Below are 19714 nucleotides of genomic sequence, written 5' to 3' on the forward strand. Positions count from 1 at the left end.
AAATCCTAAAACATTTTATCTCTTAATGTTAACATTTTTACCAATTTTAGGATCCTCAAATTTACCAGAATATAAACTAAGCATTGCCTTATCTTCATTCTTATTTTTTTTTACTGGAAATGAAAGCAAAAAATTATTCTCAACTTTACTAACTGCACATACATTACTAACCTCAGAATCAGTATGATAATTTCTTAAAAATCTAAACCTGGTATTTTGATTAATTTTTAATCTTTTACGCTTTTCATCTTCACTTAAAAATTGTCTAGCCTTAAAAGAACTAACAACAGATATTTTAAAAACTTCATATACATCCATATACAAATCCTTATATTAAAGATCTTCACCCAGACTTAAAAGGAATATAAGTCATAACTTTAATATAATTATCATCTTCTACAAAAGTAACGTTGCTGTAATCTTTTGAAAGCTCATAAAAAGCATTTTTAATATAAAGCTTAACGCCTGAGCAAGCTATATTTTCAACAGAAACCTTACCCTCTATCTTAGTATTTTCAAGCTCATTTTGTAAATCAATTCGCTTAGTCTCTATCATTTTTATTTCCATTCTAAGAATTTTACTCTCATTAACAAATTCATTGTAACTATCAATCTTTAAGGATTTTTCTGCCTTATCTGTAATGAGCACAATATTCTTTTTTAACGCAACAATATCTTTAGTTAAAACTTCTAGTCGCTTTTCAATCTTTTCAAGATGATTGTTAAACCTAGTTAGTAAATCTTTAATTTCAGGATCATAGCCAACATCAATACAAGTTTCGCAGCTTCTATCAGAACCTATAGAATACGCTCTAACCTCTTCTTTAGCATAAACATTAGAACCAACTATTTTTGATTTTTTACCTATGCAAAGAACTCTCTTTTTAGAAGAAACTGAAGAATTCACAATGCCCCTTAACACTTCAACTTCTCCACCACAATTTAAAGTAACATTTTCTAAAAACTTAGCCCTAATATTACCTCGTGCATAGATCTTAGAATCACCTTTACCATTCACACCACTATGGAAAATAATAGGCCCATCAGTTTTTAAATTGCATCGCCCCACCAATCCTTTCACTTCTATTCCGCTTTTAGCCATAATGTTGTATCCATCTAAAACATTACCTTGGACAAGAACCATTCCATTATTTACTATATCTCCAGTAGCAGGCCCAACATCACCCTTGACCAAATAAACATTATGGACAGATATTACACCATCTGAAACAGACATATACCCATTACATTTTGCACGAATTTTATAACCATCTTTAAAAGTATTTTCACCTAAAACAAAATTAATATCTTGTCCACTCTCTGATCTTAATACTTTGCCAAAAACGGTATAACCGTCTACACCTTTCTCAAAGGGAATAATTCTAGCCAATTCCTCGCCTTCAACAACATTCCTAAATCCTATACTTGAAACCTCATATTCACCAAGTCTATTATTTTCATCAACAATAAAATCAACATAAGAATCCCTGCCCTTTACTGGTTCTAACCCCCTTGCAAGCTCAATAGGCTCACCATAAACAGGGTAATCCACAAATTTTGATACTTTATCCTTAAGTATTGCAATATCTATTACTCCATATTTTCTCAGGATATTGAAAATATCTTGTGCAAAAATTTCAGCCCCATTAATTCCGGGCGTAGTAAATTCAATAGTAACTGACATTGAATTTTCTGATATTTGAACCATCATTGTAACATTTTCAGAAGGATCAGATTCAAAATCAGCAATTTTTTCATAGTATCCACTAGCATTTTCAACTATACCTTTCACAATGTCTTTATCAAACTTTTCAATATTGCCATGTAATTCTAATTTAGAAAAAACATCTTGATACTTAATAGGAATTCCTTGCCCCTTAGATGAGGTAACCTTTAGAAATACACCCTTAGAAGATTTCCTAATAAAAAATTCACCATCCGATGAAATTGTTTTTTCTTCTCCTGAATCATCTTTTGAATCAAGAGACACTTTAGGCTTGCTAGAAGAATGTCTATAGGCAACTATTCTCCATTTTTTCTTCCCGTACCCTAATATGCCATTACTACCTTTTAACAAAATCTCATAATCTAATTCTTTATAAGGCACTGAAAGCTCTAAAGAAGCATCGTTTAAGGCTTCTTCAAGAGTATCTGCTTCTATTTCTATCAAATCAACATGATTTTCTCTTTCCAAATAAGATCGCATTTTATCACAAAGTTCAGAAAAATTTATAACTCTGCCGTCCATATTTATTCCTTCTTGCTCATTAAAGTTTTAATAGCATCTGCAACAACTTTTGGATCATTATCTTCAATAAATGACATTTTTTTAATCTTGTCACTCCCCTTACTCATGTCTTCAGTCTCAAATTTATACTTTTTGACTTCTTTTATAAAATCAACATTACTACTGTTATTTTGATAATTCTCATGAAGAGGATTTTTATTTCGAAAATCTTGATTTTCGTTCAAGTCCTTATAAACCTTCTTATCATCTTGAAGCTTATTTTCCGTATCACCAGACAATTCTGTTGAAAAAAGATTCGATAAATATTTCTTATAAATAAACTCAATTAAAAGTCCAATAACAAAAAAAAATACAAACTGTAAAAAAGACCTTATTAAGATTGTAAAAAATGACAAACCACAAAACAAACCTAAAATTGCCGAAATAAACAATGCCGACATACTAGCTAATAAAATATACTTTAATTCCCTACTTACAAACATAATGCCCTATTCCACACCAAAAAATCTTAATATAAAGCCTATAACACCTCTTCTTTTTCTGCTGTCTAGAGAAACCTCCTCAAGAGTGGCAACAATAGAATCAAGACAATAACTAGCTTTGCTATTTGGATTTACCAAAACAAAAGGTTTTTGCTTAAAAACAGAACTCCTAACATTTTGATCCTCATAAATATATCCCAAATAATCAATATTTAAGTTTAAAAATTGCCCTGAAATATCTATAACCTTTTTGGCAACTCCCTTAGCTTCACTAACATTAGCTACTCTATTAACAATAAGTCTTAAATTTTTTAAATTCTCCATCTTGTAAGACAATACCTTTATTATTCCATAAGCATCCGTAATCGAAGTGGGCTCTGGAGTAGTAACAATAACAACATCGTCACTAGAAAGCAAAAACGAAATAACTTGCCTTGAAATCCCAGCACTAGTATCTATTACAACTATATCATATTCATATATTTTTAATAATTCTTTTATAAATTTATTAACATCAACATCAGAGAGATCTAAAAGCTCCATTGTACCAGAAGCACCGGCTAAAAGATCAATATTGTATTCTGTCTTTGTTATTACTTCTCTAATATCACGACTTTGAGCAATCATATGATATATACTGTACTTAGGAATAACTCCAAGCAAAATATTAACATTAGCCATTCCAATGTCAGCATCAAGTATTAACACCTTTTTGCCAAGCTCAGAATATTTAAGAGCAAGTCCAATTGCAATATTGCTTTTGCCAACACCGCCTTTACCACTACTAACAGCAATAAATCTTGTTTTACTGTTTTGAACTTTCTCATCAACTGAAAAATTAAATTTACCATTTAATTTCATCATATCTCTTAAACTTTGAGCTTGATCTTCCATTATAACTTTCCTTAATAATAAGATTTACTTTTTATTTTCTTAATAAACTCTGCATCATCGCTTATTCTGTAGCCATTTATTCTTCTAATAAAAGTAAGTGGTTCTGCAACACTGATATTATGAGGAACAATTTGCCCATCCGTAACATAAGAAACTACTTTCTTCATTTCATAAATCAAACTTATCAAATTTCCAACACAAGTGGTTTCATCCACTTTGGTAAAAATCACAGTTTTATAATTAAAAGGAGAGAATTGGTGAAATATTTCTTTAACATCTGATGTTTTTGTAGTAGAACTCACAGCCAAATGAAATTCAGCATCTCTTCCACAAGCATTAAGAAGCTCCTTCATCTCAGCAAGCTTCATAAAATCTTTAGGACTTTTGCCAATTGTATCAACAAGTATAAGATCGAAATCCTTTGAATCAGTAATTTCATCTTTTAAATCTTTAAAAGACTCAATTGCTCTAACCGGAATGCCCATAATATCACCATAAGTTTGAATTTGTTTTTTAGCCCCAATACGATAATTATCAATAGTAATAATCTTAATATTTAAACTCTTAGATTCTCCATTAATACCATAAATTGCTGCAAGTTTTGCAATTGTAGTGGTCTTTCCAACACCTGTTGGACCAACTAAAATAAAAACCCTTTTCTTAAGATCATCAATAATAGATCCTGAACATTTAATTGTCCTTGCAATATACAAAACAACATCCTCTCTAACTCTCTCATAATCATCAAGATCGGACAAACTGAATTCTCTCTTAATAAACTCATTAATGTCTTTAATATAATTTTCAGAAAAATCATTTTCTCTTAAAATATCTTCAATTTTTGTAATTGTCGGATGATTAATATTTTCTTTTTTGTGAGCAAGTTCTGTTTTAAGAGACTTAACTTCTTTAAGCACATCTTCAATTGAAGAATTTTCTTCTCTTTTAATGCTTTGAAGGATCTTTCGCTTTTCATCCTCAACATTAATCTGTTGATTACCAATGTCGTATCTAACATAACCTGAGACTTCAACCCAATCTTTGCTAAACAAACCCAAAATTCCTCCATGAGGAATGGTTTTATAGGTCATGACCCTAGCATTCTTGCCATATTTTTTCTTAATTATTTCTATAACTTCATTATAAGTTGGACCTTTTTCTGTAAAATACTGAACCATAATATTATTCTTCAACCTCTACTGTTTTAAGAACATTAACTTTAATATTTTGGGGAACCTCTAAAACAGACATAACAACAAGCTCTGGAATCTCTCTACTTGTTATCACTTTTATTATAGGTCTTGACGATTCGCTTGAGAGAACAACTGGATAAAAACCTTCTGCTTGAACCTCATTTACAATTTTGAAAAGTTCATAAATAAATTTAGTTTTCAAATTAGGATCAATTGAACTTATAAGATTGTTATTAGATTCTATACGAGAATCAATTATTATTTGCTCAAAACTGGGATTTAAAGTTATTACATTAAGCTCAGAATTTAAGTCTAAATATCCACTAGTTATTTGTCTTCCAATTGATTGTCTACATTTTTCAATCAAGAAAAATATATCCTTAGTAATACTTGTAAAATCTGCAATTGTTTCAAAAATTGTAACCAAATTGCGAATTGAAACCTGCTCTTTTAATAGGCCCTGTAAAACCCTTTGAATCTCTCCAACTGAAAAATTCTTAAGGACCTCTTCAACAATAGCTCCATAATCTTTCTTAAAAACATCAAGGGTATTTTGAACATCTTGACGAGTCAAAATTTCGTAAGAATGTCTTTTAATAAGCTCCGTCATATGAGTAGCAATAATAGAAGGAGGATCTACAACAGTATATCCCAATTTTTCAGCAGTTTCTCGCCCATCATCATTTACCCAAAGAGAAGGAAGTCCAAATGAAGGATCTCTAACAAGATCTCCATCTATTCCAGAATCAATTCCAATATTTATCACTAAAAATTTACCAAGCTTAATCTCACCTCGCCCAACTTCAACTCCTCTTAGTTTAAAAGAATAAGCATTGGGCTGAAGTCGCATATTGTCAACTATTCTAATCTTAGGCACAACTATTCCAAATTCAAATGCAATCTCACGCCTTATTTTAACAATACGATCAAGTAGTTCAGAAGTTTTTGTATCATCAACTATTGGGACAAGATTATATCCAATCTCAAGAGCTAACGGATCAAGAGGAACAACAGGCGCAACATCTTTATCTGAATAAATTGCCGCTTGCTCTTCTTCCAGTTTCATTTTTTCATCAATTTCTTCTCTACGTCTTACGCCTGAAAGAGAATAAGCTAAAAATGCAATTAACAAACTTAAAAAAATAAGAATTAAAGTTGGAAATCCAGGAAGAAAAGCTAAAAAAAACAAAAATCCAGAAACAATCCAATAAATTCCTAAATGATTTGTGAATTGCTCAAAAATCTCGCCACCAAAACTATTTTTTGAAATAGACCTAGTAACAATCAAACCCGTAGCCGTTGAAATTAAAAGAGCCGGTAATTGAGAAACAAGTCCATCACCAACCGTCAATGACACATAATTATTAAGAGCTTCGCTAAAGTTAAGACCTTGCAAAGTTATTCCTACCAACAAACCACCAAGAATATTTATAAGGGTTATCAAAAATCCAACCTTAACGTTTCCCGATACAAACTTAGAAGCTCCATCCATTGCGCCATAAAAATTGACTTCAGATTGCAAATCATTCTTTTGCCTTGTAGCCTCTTCTTCTGTCAAATTTCCAGAACTGTAAGCAGAGTCAATGGCCATTTGCTTGCCGGGAAGTGCATCAAGAGCAAATCGAGCTGCAACTTCAGCTACCCTTGTTGCTCCTTTGGTAATTACAATAAATTGAACAGCAATGATTATTATAAATATTACAAACCCAATAACAAGTCCTTGAATTCCAGAACTACCTACAACAAATGTGCCAAATGTTCTTATCATTTGCCCATCAAAATTTATACCTTTAGTTAAAATTAATCTGGTAGAAGAAATATTAAGAACAAGTCCAAAAATAGTCATCACAAGTAACAAAGTGGGAAAAACAGAAAAATCTAGAGATCTCTTAGAATAAAGAACAATTAAAATAATTAAAAGACTTATTACCAAATTAACCGTAATCAAAACATCCAAAATAACCGCAGGAAGGGGTAAAATAAACCCAGCAACAATAAATATTAAACCAACCGAAATTATTAAATCAGACTTATTATTAAGCCCCAAATATCCTAATATAGAATTTTTTCTAGCATCCAACAATAGAACCTCTAATTAAACTTTTTAGTAATAGAATATACTCTCACAAGAATTTTTGAAACAACCTCCCAATATTCTCTTGGAATCTCTTCGTTAACCTTAACATTAGCATAAAGCGCTCTTGCAAGCAGCTTATTTTCCATTAAAGGGATATTATTTTCTCTTGCAATTTTTTTAATTGTGAGGGCCATTTCATCCTGACCTTTTGCAAGCACCCTTGGAGCTAGCATTGTTTCGCTATCCCACTTAATAGCAACCGCAAAATGTTCTGGATTTGTAATTACTACATCTGCTTGAGGAACAGCTACTCTTAAATTAGCACTTAAAACGCTCCTCATTCTCTCTTTTATTCTAGATCGAAGTAAAGGATCACCCTCCATTTCCTTTCTCTCCTGCTTTACCTCTTCTTTTGTCATTTTCAAACTCTCAATATATTGAGATCTTTGAAACAAATAATCAAACACTCCGACAATTGCCAAAAATATTACTGAGAAAAAACATATCTTATAGGCAAGCACTAACACAATAGAAATCCCAGTCTGAAGCGTATACTCCGAAAGCTTAGAAATTTTGCCTATATTGTTTTCTATAATAAAATAGAATATCAAGCATATTATAACAACTTTTAACAAACTTTTAAATAAATTGAAAAAAGCCCCAGCTGAAAAAAAAGAATTTTTTGCCCACCTGGAAAAATTAAAACTAATTTTATCCCACCTTGGCTCCAAAGATTTAAAAGTAATAAAAAAGCCTACTTGAATAATATTAACAAAAAAATTAACAGCTAAGGATGCAAAAAAAAATAAAACAACATAGCCTATGATGGATCTAATGTATGCAAAACCCATAGCATAAACACTCATCCTCATAACTTCAGGAAGCTTGCTAGCCTGTTCTTTAAAAACAGCTATTAGATCCAAAGCAAAATAAGAAAGCATGACAAAAAACAATGCAAATAACAATAAAAGACTAACAGCGGTATTAATTTCAGCAGACTTTAATACCCGCCCTTCTTCTCTTGCTTTTTGCTTTTTCTGATCAGTGGGTAATTCAGTTCTTCCCTCATCATCTGCAGAAAAAAAATCAAGGGGAATATACCAACTTTTAATCAAAAGTTCATCTTTTATCATTATTTTAAAACTCTAGAAAACAATTTTAAAAAACTAGCAAGAGAATCTAAAGAAAGTTCAATTACTCTTTTTGAAGATATTGCTAAGCTTGGAAATCCAATATACAAAATTAACAGCCCCAAAAATAACGAAGTTGAAAAACTAATTATTAATAAATTAATCTGGGGTGATGCTTTTGAAAGTATTCCTAATACCAGATAAAAAAGTAAAAGCAAAGCCAATATTGGAAATGAAATTAATAAAGCTTTTTCAAAAAGAAATCCAAAAGACATAAGCAAAAGTTTGATAAATTCTGAATTTCTCATATTGACCAAATGTTCAACCCTAATGTTCAAAACAGAATCATGTATGCCAATCACAAAAAACCGAAGTAAAAAATCGCTTGATAAAAACAAAAGCAAAAATAAATAAGCAAAAATTTGCGAAATAATCATACTATCTTCTTCTGAAAAAACATCAAAAATATTTGCATAAGCAAGCCCAATTTGATTAGAAAAGAAGAATCCAACTAAATGGAAAACGCTGAAAATTATATTAACAAAAAATGCCTGAATAAGACCTAAAATAGCCTCCCCTAATAAAATTAACACAAAAGAAAACATATTGTCTAAAGGATAAGTAATTTTAATCTTCTCAACAACAATTACAGAGAGAATCAAAGAAAAGAAAAAATTGAAATATCCGATTTTTATTGTTGAAAAAAATGGAGAAAATTTTAAAAACATAAAAATTCTAACCAACACAGGTAAAATTGTAAAAGATTTTAAAACTAAAAAACTCAAATTCAAAATTTCATCCAAATAATATAATTTAAAGTCATAAATTAAACATTTTGCAATTGATTAAAAATCATATAGGTAAATTGCATAAGCTTATTTAAAATCCAAGGACCAAAAATCACAATAGTTAAAAGTATAACAATAATCTTTGGAATAAAACTTAAAGTTTGATCTTGAATTGAAGTAATAGCTTGAAAAATTGAAATCAAAAGGCCAACTATAAGAGCTATAATCAACATTGGAGCTGACAAAATAATAATGTTTTCAATAGAAATTCTAATTAAATAAAGAATGTGTCCTGCTGTCATATAACCCTACATAAAACTTTTAATAAGGCCATTAGTAATTAAAGTCCAGCCATCTACCATTACAAAAAGAATCAACTTAAAAGGCAAAGATATCATTACAGGGGGTAACATTATCATACCCATAGCCATTAAAACAGAAGCAACAATAATGTCTAAAACTATAAAAGGTAAAAATATTAAAATTCCCATCTTGAAGGCCACTTTAAGCTCATGCAAAATAAAAGCTGCAATTAAAACATGTGTTGGCACTTCGCTAAAATTTTTTGGTCGATCATAACTACTAATACTCATAAATAACCTAATTTCTTCGTGACGCCCATCAGACATCTGCTTATACATAAAAATTCTAAGAGGCGCAATTCCTTTGTTATAAAATTCATCAAAATTTATTTTTGACTCTTTAAGAGGCAAATAAGCTTGTTTATATATAACATTAAAGGTTGGCCACATAGTAAAAATAGTTAAAAATAAAGCCAATCCCATTACTATTTGAGTGGGAGGAGATTGTTGGAGAGATAAAGCACGTCTAATAAAATCCAAAACTATGGATATTCGCAAAAACGAAGTCATTAAAACTAAAAATGCCGGAGAAAGAGTAATAATGGTTAATAAAATCAAAAGCTGCAAAGAAAAAGCTATCTCTGAACCACTAATATTTTCAAAATTTAAAAATGGGAAATTAAGACCTTTGGTGGCCTGCAAAGATTTTGTTTGGGCAAAAGATAAACTTGTTACACTAAAAAATAAAAAAAAATTAAAACACTTTCTCAAAATAAACCCTCTAAAATTTTTTTAATCTATCTTGTTTATCCTTAAGCGAAGTCTCAATTTTCTTCTCAAGTTTAACATAATCATTACTGGAAAAAGGAACCTCTTCTTTTTTGAGCAACATTTTCTTAAAGATTGATTTAAAAGAATCTTTCTTAGAAAAATTATTAATCTTGCTAAGCTTAAGTTTTAAATCCTCTAACTCTTCTTCAGATTTAATCTCTTTGAGCAAAGTAGAAGAATTACTGGAAACTAAAAATATATAAACATTGTCTAATATGTTTATAATTCTTATTGAATTTTTAAAATCTATCTCGTAAAAAACAAGCTCCTTAATTAAATTAGAATTTTGTTCATATTTGCTTTTTTTTGAATGAAAAATCAATTTCTTAAATAAAAAAAAGATAAAAAAAGCAATAAGCAAAAATAAAACTATCTTAACCAAATCCGAAATATTAAAAAGAGAGATTGACTGGGCACTATCATTGCTAGTAAGATTTGCCTTATCCTCTTCAAAGATTGGCAAGCTAGATTCATTTTCTAAATCAGCAGATGAATTTACTTGCTCTTGTGAATTAGCATATGTAAAAAAATTAGAAAACGCTAAAAAAACTAAAAATAAAAACTTATTATTCATTTTTAGTTTTAATTATCTCAGTAATTCTAACTCCAAAATTTTCATCAATTACAACTACTTCTCCCCTGGCAACTATTTTACCGTTTACTAAAATATCTACAGGCTCACCGGCAAGTTTATCAAGAGTAATAATCGTGCCCTCAGACATGCCAAGTATATCCTTTATTTTGCGCTCTGTTCTTCCAAGTTCTACAGTAAGCTGCATAGAAACATCCATCAAAAGCCCAAAATTACTAGGATCAACTCCTTCTGGTAAAGTATCAATTAAATCAGGAAGCTTAACCCCTTTTATTTCTGGCTTTTCTACATTATCACTTTTTTCATCTACACTCATAATTTAACCTCTTAATAATTTAAGTTATAATAAATAAAATAACTATCACTCAACCTCTTCTGTAAGTTCTTTTAATAAATCAAAACCTTTTATATCTCCAATCTTTTCTGTAATTTGTACTGCAATTTTATTGCCCATTAAACCCATTCGACATTTAAACTTTTCTTTAGTACCAACTTTTAAAGTTAAATCTTTATTTATTAGAGAAGATTCAAGATTTAAAACATCGCCTTTGTCAAGCGATAAAATTTCTCTTACTTTCAGTTTAACTTCCCCTATTTCTGCTACCAAAGGCATCGCTGTATTTTCCAACTTTTCACGCAAAGCATCAAGATTTTCACTAGTGGTTCCAACCCCAATCAAAGAATGCCAATATCTTGTTGATAATTTTGAAACAATAGGTTCTATCGTAATATAGGGCAAACAAAAATTCATAAGTCCTTCCACTTTTCCTATTTTAACCTCAAGAGTTACTAAAATAATCATTTCTGTAGGGGGAACTATTTGAGCAAACTGTGGATTAACCTCAATATGTCCAAATCTTGGTCTTAGATCAACTACTTGAGACCAAGCCTCTCTCATATTAGCAAGTATACGAATAATAACACTTTCCATGACAGACTGCTCAATTTCTGTTAAATCTCTACTTTTATCTTTAATCGTATCTCCATCTCCTCCAAAAAGCCTATCTACTATAGCAAATGCTATGGTTGGATCAACTTCAAAAATAGCAGATCCTTTAAGCGGATCCATATTTATTATTGCTAAAGTTGTAGGGTTAGGTATTGACCTAATAAACTCTTCATAGGTTAATTGGTCAACTGAAGCCACATGAACATGAACCATTTTTCTTAAAAGAGCAGAAAGCGAGGTTGTAGTATACCTAGCAAATGCCTCATGAAAACTTGAAACTGTTCTAACCTGTTCTTTTGAAAATTTATCTGGCCTTTTAAAGTCATACACCTTAACTTTTTGCTTTTTGCCTGTAGGACTAGATATAACATTAGAAAGAGATTCGTCTAACGATAAACTTTCAGATGAGTTGATAGACTCTAAAAGACTATCTATATCGTCTTGAGATAAAGCTCCTGGATTGTTTGCCATTTAAAATTCCTTTAAATTTATTACATTATTACATATCAAAAATATCAATTTGGGTTAATGCTATTTCTTTTATTTCTCCATTTCTAAGAATACTATTAATTCTTGCCTTAATTTCTGCTTTTATTTGACTTTCATTCTTTATTTCTTGACCAGTTCTTTGACTAAAATATTCTCTAATAATATCTTTTAAGCGCACTTTTTGCCTTCCAAGCTCATTGAGAATATTAACATTATTTTCTGCATACCCTAAAGCAAGCTTTACAACAAAAGTTTTTGGAGGAACATCTAGGGTATTACCCCTAATCTCATCTATACTTTCATACCATATAAGCATAGGTGGCTTTCCTAAGTATTCATTAGAAAAAACTGGAAAATCGCTAGGAGCTCCACTTTGGCTTACCACCATCTTAGATACAAAATAAGAAACAATTATCATTATTGCAACAGTAAATATTCCTATTGCAAGTATCTGCAAAATTTTTATTATAATATCGGGTAATAAACCACCTTTTCTACCAACATTAGAATCTCCCACATCCAAATTTTCATCGTCCTTATTTGGCATAATAAAATTCCTCCTATTAATTTCTTCTCTACAGTTTAAAAAACTATTACTGCGTAATTTCCTTAGGAAAACTTAAAGATGCGTCCGTAGTAATTAATATATCAATTCTTCTATTATAAGCTCTGCCCTCAGGAGTATCATCTGTTGCAATGGGTCTACTTCCGCCAAAACCAGCTACTTCGAACTTATTTTCAATGCTTTTAACATCAGATTGATCTAAATAATTCAAAATGTGTTCTAGCATATTAACAGATCTTGCAGTCGAAAGCTCCCAATTATTTTTCCAAGGCCCATTTACATCAGTGTCAATATTATCTGTATGCCCTTCTATTTTAAAATTATAGCCCCTAGAGCTTAAAACCCCAATAAAAGATGCTATTTTTTGAATAGAATCTCTATTGTCTTCAAGCTTAACATCTGCACTAGCAGAATCAAAAAATGCGTCTGCTGCAAGAGATATCACAATACCTCGTTCTTCCTGTCTAACTATAATATTTTTAGACTGGATTTTCTCAATAAATTCAATCATAGATTTATTTTTAGCAGTTTGAGAAGCTTGTTTATTGCGCACAGTAGAAGGCAAAGACATAAAACTATTACTTAAATAAGATAATTTATTAAAATCTAAAGTTTTACCACCCTTAAAGAATCCTGCACCAGTAAAAGAAGCAGACATTATTCTTATCACATTTTCTTGAAAAATAATATCATTTAATGAAAACATTGTAACAAAAAATACAAGTAGCAAAGTAACCATGTCTCCATAAGTCACCATGTAATCTGGAGCTCCTTCATCACATTTTAAAGGCTTTTTAATTCGCAAAGCCATTATTCACCCCCAATACTATTGCCAAGATGGCTTCGATCTTTGGGGGTTAAAAAAGTCATCAATTTTTGCTCTAAAATTCTAGGATTATCTCCAGACTGAATTGATAAAACACCCTCAATTATCATTGTCTTTACTGCAGCTTCCTCAGAATCAATTTTCTCCAACTTAAGCTGGACAGGAATAAACATTAAATTTGCCATTATGGTTCCATAAAGAGTTGTAATAAGAGCAACAGCCATAGAAGAACCAAGCGCAGACTTGTCCTCTAAATTACCAAGAAGAGCTACAAGCCCAATAAGAGTCCCCGTCATGCCAAAAGCTGGGGCAAGTTTTGACCAAGTCTTAAAAAGCTCTGAACCAACTTTATGCCTTTCTTGCATTTGATCAAGTTCTAAATAAAGCATAGTTCTAATTACTTCAGGATCTGCACCATCAACAACAAGCCTCATTCCTGACTTAAAAAATGGATCATTAATTTGTTCAAGCTCGTCATCAAGAGACAAAAGACCTTCTTTTCTAGCCTTTTCTGAAAGCTCTACCAATATTTTTATAATAGAAATTTTGGCATAAGAATTTCTTCTAAAGAAAAAACCTAAATACGTTGGAATTTTTTTTACAGCAATAACTTCTGAAGAAGCCATAAGAGCAGAAAAAGATCCAACAACAGTAATAAAAACAGAACTTAAATCCCAAAAAACACCAAGTCCTGTGGGAGTAAATGCCATGGAAATTAAAATAGCTCCAAATCCAACTCCCCACCCAATTATACTAGCTAAATTCATAATTCAACGCCCCCATTTCCTTCTCCCACAATTTTTTCAAAAGAAGCAACTTCTTTTCTATACAACTTAATCCTATTGATCACCTCTTCAACTTTTTCTTTTACAATCAACTTCTTACCGTTCATAAGAAGAATTGTAGTATCAGGATTAGCTTCAATACTTTCAATATGACAAGGATTTAAATAATATCCAAAACCATTAAGCTTAGTTACAAAAATCATATTTTTAAAAACAATCTTGGCTTAATTTTTCAATCTTACAAGTTCTTGCAATAATTGATCAGAAGTAGTAATGGTTTTAGCATTTGCCTGAAATCCTCTTTGAGTCACTATCATATCTGTAAACTGCTCTGCAAGATCAACATTAGCCATTTCTAAAACACCAGATCTAATATCGCCAAGTCCAGCAAGTCCAGTCTCGCCTATTCTAACTTGCCCTGAATTGCTTGTTTCCACAAAATTAGTATCTCCCGATTTTGCAAGTCCTCCAGGATTCATAAAAGAAGCAAGGGCAATCTTGCCAAGATCTCGCCTTATTCCATTCGAATAAATGCCAACTATGACACCATTTTGATCAATTTCATAATTTTCCATATATCCCATGCCATATCCATCTTGAATAATAGCCTTTGTACTACTAGAATCAGCAAATTGGGTGATTGAATCGGTGTAGCTTCCAACTGTTCCTAAGTTCAAATTTACAGTTTGCTGCTCACCAACTTCGCCTACATTTGCTCCTGAAACATTAAATGTTATAGGAATTTGGAGAACATCTCCTTTTTGGCTTGGTTGCCCATTCAAAGACGCCAATGCTCCTTCATTGTCAAATCCAAGCGTAAAGTTTGAATTTTGCTCACCATTTATTAACACTGTTGCATTCCATAAATTAGGAGTATTTAAATCTTTTACAATCCTAAGTTCAAGAACACTAACATTTCCAAAACTGTCATACAATGACTTATTGACAACCCAAGTTCCACGTGCAATATCTGCCGAACTTGCACCTTCTTGAATTACGGGCAATCTTTTGTCAAGGTTACAGGCAAAAGTAATGTTTTTAGTAGATTTTGCTCCCTCTTTATCTCCAATTGGAATAATCAGATCTTCAACATCAGAAGCTGTATTGATAACCTTTTCACCTTCTAAATCTCTTGCCATCCAGCCTTGAATTCGCATTCCATTTGCAGGATTTACAAGATGTCGATCAGAGTCCACGTCAAAAGCACCAGCTCTTGTATAAAAAAAATTTTTACCTTCTTTTAAAATAAAAAATCCATTACCACTAACCCCAAGATCAGATGCTTTTTGAGTACTTTGAAAAGCCCCTTGGGTATGAATAGTGTCAATTGCAGCAACATTCATACCTAATCCAACTTGCTTAGGATTAGTCCCTCCACGAGTATCAGTAGGGCGAGAAGCTCCAGAAATAGACTGCGATATCATATCCTGAAAATTTACTCTTCCCTTTTTAAAACCAATTGTATTTACATTAGCAATATTATTACCAACAACATCCATTCTTGTTTGATGATTCTGAAGCCCAGAAACACCGGAATATAAAGACCTCATCATATAATTACTCCTCCAAACCTACCGATAATATGTTTTTATATACATAATAATTACCATTAACCATAACTTGGGGTATTGCACCTGTCTTAATGTTTGTGACACGGCCTTTAACAATCTCCCCATCACCATGCTGAAATTTAATTACTTTGCCTAACAAATCCAAATCTTTTCTTATTCCTAAAGAAGATGAAAGTTTTTCAAATGACTTGCTCATATTGGTCATTTGCTCAAGAGCCGAAAATTGCGCCATTTGAGCAATAAATTCTTTATCCTTCATTGGATTTGTAGGATCTTGATACCTAAGCTGAGTAATGAGCAACTTTAAAAAATCATCCTTGCCAAGATTAACCTTATTAGCTACATTGTCAACCTTAAAATCTGATTCTTTTTTAATTTTACTACTATTAGTCAAATTAAAGACATTTTCAATACCATTTATTTTACTCATTTAACTCCACCGCCTAAACAATTAAATTAACATTTTTATCTACATCGTAAGAAAATTCAACTTCTTCTTCAATTTGAAAAGATTTATTATAACCAAAATAAAAATTTTGATCCCTAGAATCATCTTTAAAATTTTTAGAAAAAGAATTTAAATTTTCGCCTGCAAGAAAAAGATTTAAGCTAGCATTAAAACCACTCTCACCAAGCATTTTATTTAATGAATGCATATTTTGGTCAAAAAGCATTTTAACATTTTGATTGTCTACCACAATCTTTCCCAATAAATTATTATTAGAATCAAGGTTTAAATTAATTCGTATACTACCAAGCTCTTTGGGCTTTAAAACCAACTTAATCTCTCCTGTATTATTCGATTTTAACACAACTTTAGCTTTATCCACAATATTTTTATTAATCTTAAGATTCCACTCTGGCTTTAAACTGCTAACAAAATCAAAACTATCAACCTCTTTAAAGCTTTTTATGTTATGATTGATAAATTCTTCAACAAAACCTTTTAAAGAATCGCCTGAAATTTCTTTAACCTTATACCTACCAACAAAATTTTGACCATCAATTGTATTTAAGCTAAACTTTGAAAAAGCAAAATCATTATTATCGCCACTGTTCTTCTTAAAATTTTTTACATCAATATTAATAACATTTTCTTCTTTCTTTTTATCATTCAAGCTTATCTGATTATAATAATCATCAATCAATACAGTAGTTGAAAAATCAAAACCTAAAAAAGAACTTAAATCATTAAAAAACAAACAAAGTCTTTCAATTTTTTCAAAAAATTTTTCTTTACTTAAGATATCAAAATTATCAAGATTAAATGTTAAATTTTCTTTAATGCCATTTAAGCCTTCAAAATCTAAAAAAACATTCATTCTAGCAATCAGGGATTTCAAATCAGAAGCAAAAGCCTCATTCTCAAGTTTTTTTAAAAAAAAGGATTTATTTAAAGACGATTTTTTTAAATTTTTACTAATAAGCCCATTATCTTTAAAAAAATTTAAAAAATCAAATATCATAAATTTTGCTTTAGCTAATTTCTTAGATTCAGAAGACATAATATTTAAAAAAGAATTCTTATTCTCTCTAGACTCCGTTTTAGAAACATTTAAATTTAATCCTTTAATTGCATTCAAGAGATTAAATTTATTGCCATAAGCTTTACTTAAATTTAATAAATTACTCATATAAGCACTACTCCAATGAACTAACAGACATTTTTCTAATCAATATAGCAGCTTTTTTAGAATCCATAAGGGACAACCAATAAGGAACAATTGACATACGGCCCTCTTTTTTAGAAAGCTCTTCAATTTTTCGCATATAAGATATTGCAAGTTCAGGATTTAAATCCTCAAGCCGCTTAACAGCATCTTCTGGTGGCATATTCATTAAATATACAGCTGTTTGTAAAATATTTGCTTCCTCGTCATTATATTTATTTATAATGTCATCTATTACCTTTTGTTTTAAATCTAAATCTTTCTGCTTTTGCTTAAGCTCAAATTCAAGCTTATTTAAACTGTCTTCTTTTAATTTTAGATCTTCTTTAAGCTTTTCAATCTGCTGATTCTTGATATCAATAGCTTCTCTTTCCTTTACAAGTCTAGCTTCATCAAGAATTATATTAGAATTATGATCAAAGACTAGAGAAGTTTCTCCTAAAAACCTAGTTCTTATAAACTCAGGGAAATATCTCTTAGTATTGTACATTCCAAGAAAATCAATAGAGAATAATACAAAGAAAAATAAAACAACAATTAAAAATAACAAAAAAAATGCCCTAAAAAAGAACGATAAAAAATTATTCACTTTCAATCCTCAGATTTTGACAAACTTTATAATTTACATACTCGTCTAGCAGTAAGCTTTCCTTCTTTTCTCTATTTTTAATTATAGAATTATTTAAAGTTTTTATTAATATTTTAATCTTTTTTTCTTCCCGATACTTATTCACATAAGTATCATAACAATCATTATAATTCTTTCTAAGCTCTTCAAGAATTTTAAAATTTTGTTTTTTTTTATAATTTAAACAGTCCATATAACCTCTTACAAAAAGATCATCAAGACTATTCAGACTTTTTAAAAGATTGGGAATTTCATCTGAAAAATGATTTATTTTTGAAATTTTTTTATTTACATCCATTAAGTCTCTCTCACTTAACTTTCGATAGTAGGTTCTAATGGTTAATATTCTATTAAGTTTTTGTTTTCTAAAATTTAAATCATTCAAGATAATATTTCCCTTATTTCATCTTCTAAATTTTCAAAATCAAATGTATCATTTATTCCTTGAGAAATAAAATCAATAATCTTAGGATACTTGGAAATTGCAAAATCAACTTCCTTATTGGATCCTTTAAGATAAATCCCCGTTCTAACAAGATCTTCATAATCTTTATAAACAGACAATAAATTTCTAGCTTTCATTATTAATTTTTGTTTTTCTAAACTCATTATTCTATGAATAGATCTTGACGTTGAACTAAGAACATTTATTGAAGGATAAATTCCTCTATCAAACAAATCTCTGTCTAATATAATGTGACCATCCAAAACAGCCTTAATATTATCGGCTACAGGTTCTGTAAAATCATCCCCCTCAACAAGAACAGTATAAAATCCAGTAACACTTCCTCCATTACCATTAAAACCCGATCTCTCAAGTAAAATTGGAATTTCAACAAAAACAGAAGGCGGATAGCCTTTAGCTACCGGAGGCTCTCCCAAGGAAAGAGACATTTCCCTTTTAGCATTTGCAAACCTAGTAATAGAATCAAAAAGCAAAGCCACATCTTTACCTTGATCTCTAAAGTATTCTGCTATCATGGTGGCGACATAAGCTCCTTTATACCTTGATATGGGTGATTCATCAGAAGTTGAAACAACTAAAACGCTTTTTTTTAAACGCTCCTCACCAAGTTCATGTTCAATAAACTCATTAAGCTCTCGACCTCTTTCCCCAATAAAAGCGATAACGTTTACATCTGCATTTGAATTTTTTGCAATCATGCCAAGCAAAGTAGACTTACCAACACCAGCACCAGAAAAAATACCAACTCTTTGCCCTTTTGCAACTGGCAAAAAACCATCAAGAACCTTAACTCCTGTTAATATTTGCTCTTCAAAAATACTTCTACTAATTGGATTAATTTTTTCAAAAATTAACTCTTTATATCTATTGTTTAAAAATGACCCTTTATTATCAATAGGTCTGCCAAGAGAATCAATAACTCTTCCTAAAAGCTCATCACTAAGATTTATTTCTAACCCTTTATTTAAAGAATAGACTTTATTTCCAACTTCAATCCCACTAAATCCTTCATAGGCCATAAGACTAACATAAGGGCCATTAAATCCTAAAACCTCAGCACATACCTTTTTATTATTTCTTTGATCAATTAAACACAAATCTCCAACAGCACACTGAGGCCCTAAACTTTCAACTAAAAGGCCTTTTATCTTTTGTACTCTGCCAACAAAAGATACAGTTTCAATATCATCTACTTGTCTTAAATAATTTTCAAAAAAATTGCCCACTA

General features: G+C 30.6%; 23 protein-coding genes. All 23 read right to left on the reverse strand.

Going from position 1 to position 19714, the window contains the following annotated elements:
• Positions 1-15: 15 nt before the first annotated feature.
• From QIA27_RS01835 to fliI, 23 genes are read right to left on the reverse strand one after another with little or no spacing between them, the layout of a single operon-like run.
• On the reverse strand, positions 16-318 hold the full coding sequence (locus tag QIA27_RS01835) for a hypothetical protein (RefSeq protein ID WP_301403513.1): 303 nt from the start codon (positions 316-318) through the stop codon (positions 16-18).
• Between the two features lie 25 nt (positions 319-343).
• Positions 344-2248: a FapA family protein gene (locus QIA27_RS01840; RefSeq protein WP_301403514.1), complete on the reverse strand. Its 1905-nt coding sequence runs from the start codon at positions 2246-2248 to the stop codon at positions 344-346.
• A gap of 2 nt (positions 2249-2250) precedes the next feature.
• Positions 2251-2730: a hypothetical protein gene (locus QIA27_RS01845; RefSeq protein WP_301353570.1), complete on the reverse strand. Its 480-nt coding sequence runs from the start codon at positions 2728-2730 to the stop codon at positions 2251-2253.
• 6 nt (positions 2731-2736) lie between these two features.
• Positions 2737-3624, reverse strand: a complete 888-nt coding sequence (locus QIA27_RS01850; protein WP_183220274.1) for a MinD/ParA family protein — start codon at positions 3622-3624, stop codon at positions 2737-2739.
• Positions 3625-3635: 11 nt separating this feature from the next.
• Complete coding sequence (gene flhF / locus QIA27_RS01855; protein ID WP_301354316.1) at positions 3636-4802, reverse strand: flagellar biosynthesis protein FlhF; 1167 nt, start codon at positions 4800-4802, stop codon at positions 3636-3638.
• A gap of 4 nt (positions 4803-4806) precedes the next feature.
• Positions 4807-6900: a flagellar biosynthesis protein FlhA gene (gene flhA / locus QIA27_RS01860; RefSeq protein ID WP_301403515.1), complete on the reverse strand. Its 2094-nt coding sequence runs from the start codon at positions 6898-6900 to the stop codon at positions 4807-4809.
• Positions 6901-6908: 8 nt separating this feature from the next.
• Positions 6909-8027 carry a flagellar biosynthesis protein FlhB gene (gene flhB, locus QIA27_RS01865; RefSeq protein ID WP_301403516.1) on the reverse strand — a complete coding sequence of 373 codons (1119 nt, stop codon included), beginning with the start codon at positions 8025-8027 and terminating at the stop codon, positions 6909-6911.
• Positions 8027-8815 carry a flagellar biosynthetic protein FliR gene (gene fliR / locus QIA27_RS01870; protein ID WP_301353573.1) on the reverse strand — a complete coding sequence of 263 codons (789 nt, stop codon included), beginning with the start codon at positions 8813-8815 and terminating at the stop codon, positions 8027-8029. Before fliR ends, flhB begins: the two co-directional genes overlap by 1 nt.
• A 35-nt stretch (positions 8816-8850) precedes the next feature.
• Entirely contained in the window at positions 8851-9114 is a 264-nt protein-coding gene (fliQ, locus tag QIA27_RS01875; RefSeq protein ID WP_038628195.1) for a flagellar biosynthesis protein FliQ, read from the reverse strand.
• A gap of 6 nt (positions 9115-9120) precedes the next feature.
• Positions 9121-9885 (reverse strand): flagellar type III secretion system pore protein FliP, encoded by a 765-nt coding sequence (gene fliP / locus QIA27_RS01880; protein ID WP_301386311.1) that lies wholly within the window; start codon positions 9883-9885, stop codon positions 9121-9123.
• Positions 9886-9895: 10 nt separating this feature from the next.
• Positions 9896-10519, reverse strand: a complete 624-nt coding sequence (locus tag QIA27_RS01885; protein ID WP_301386312.1) for a flagellar biosynthesis protein FliZ — start codon at positions 10517-10519, stop codon at positions 9896-9898.
• On the reverse strand, positions 10512-10853 hold the full coding sequence (gene fliN, locus QIA27_RS01890; protein WP_006068512.1) for a flagellar motor switch protein FliN: 342 nt from the start codon (positions 10851-10853) through the stop codon (positions 10512-10514). The genes QIA27_RS01885 and fliN overlap by 8 nt, the downstream gene beginning before the upstream one ends.
• Positions 10854-10898: 45 nt before the next feature.
• On the reverse strand, positions 10899-11957 hold the full coding sequence (gene fliM / locus QIA27_RS01895) for a flagellar motor switch protein FliM (RefSeq protein WP_301353577.1): 1059 nt from the start codon (positions 11955-11957) through the stop codon (positions 10899-10901).
• Between the two features lie 28 nt (positions 11958-11985).
• A complete protein-coding gene (fliL, locus tag QIA27_RS01900; protein ID WP_183220255.1) occupies positions 11986-12522 on the reverse strand; it encodes a flagellar basal body-associated protein FliL in 537 nt (178 codons plus the stop codon).
• 46 nt (positions 12523-12568) lie between these two features.
• Positions 12569-13351 (reverse strand): flagellar motor protein MotB, encoded by a 783-nt coding sequence (gene motB / locus QIA27_RS01905; RefSeq protein ID WP_301353578.1) that lies wholly within the window; start codon positions 13349-13351, stop codon positions 12569-12571.
• Positions 13351-14133, reverse strand: a complete 783-nt coding sequence (locus QIA27_RS01910; RefSeq protein ID WP_301353579.1) for a motility protein A — start codon at positions 14131-14133, stop codon at positions 13351-13353. Before QIA27_RS01910 ends, motB begins: the two co-directional genes overlap by 1 nt.
• Positions 14130-14354, reverse strand: coding sequence for a flagellar FlbD family protein (locus QIA27_RS01915; RefSeq protein ID WP_301353581.1), 225 nt, complete (start codon positions 14352-14354; stop codon positions 14130-14132). The genes QIA27_RS01910 and QIA27_RS01915 overlap by 4 nt, the downstream gene beginning before the upstream one ends.
• A 21-nt stretch (positions 14355-14375) precedes the next feature.
• Positions 14376-15704 carry a flagellar hook protein FlgE gene (gene flgE / locus QIA27_RS01920; RefSeq protein ID WP_301353582.1) on the reverse strand — a complete coding sequence of 443 codons (1329 nt, stop codon included), beginning with the start codon at positions 15702-15704 and terminating at the stop codon, positions 14376-14378.
• A gap of 4 nt (positions 15705-15708) precedes the next feature.
• Positions 15709-16152, reverse strand: coding sequence for a flagellar hook assembly protein FlgD (gene flgD / locus QIA27_RS01925; protein WP_301353583.1), 444 nt, complete (start codon positions 16150-16152; stop codon positions 15709-15711).
• A 13-nt stretch (positions 16153-16165) separates the two neighbouring features.
• Positions 16166-17356 (reverse strand): flagellar hook-length control protein FliK, encoded by a 1191-nt coding sequence (locus QIA27_RS01930; RefSeq protein ID WP_301403517.1) that lies wholly within the window; start codon positions 17354-17356, stop codon positions 16166-16168.
• Between the two features lie 7 nt (positions 17357-17363).
• Positions 17364-17981, reverse strand: a complete 618-nt coding sequence (locus tag QIA27_RS01935; protein WP_301403518.1) for a periplasmic-type flagellar collar protein FlbB — start codon at positions 17979-17981, stop codon at positions 17364-17366.
• Positions 17974-18405, reverse strand: a complete 432-nt coding sequence (locus tag QIA27_RS01940) for a flagellar protein FlbA (RefSeq protein WP_301353586.1) — start codon at positions 18403-18405, stop codon at positions 17974-17976. Before QIA27_RS01940 ends, QIA27_RS01935 begins: the two co-directional genes overlap by 8 nt.
• On the reverse strand, positions 18402-19712 hold the full coding sequence (gene fliI / locus QIA27_RS01945; RefSeq protein ID WP_301353587.1) for a flagellar protein export ATPase FliI: 1311 nt from the start codon (positions 19710-19712) through the stop codon (positions 18402-18404). The genes QIA27_RS01940 and fliI overlap by 4 nt, the downstream gene beginning before the upstream one ends.
• Positions 19713-19714: the final 2 nt, after the last annotated feature.

The organism is [Borrelia] tanukii (assembly GCF_030439725.2).
In the GTDB taxonomy this organism is placed as follows: Bacteria; Spirochaetota; Spirochaetia; order Borreliales; family Borreliaceae; genus Borreliella; species Borreliella tanukii.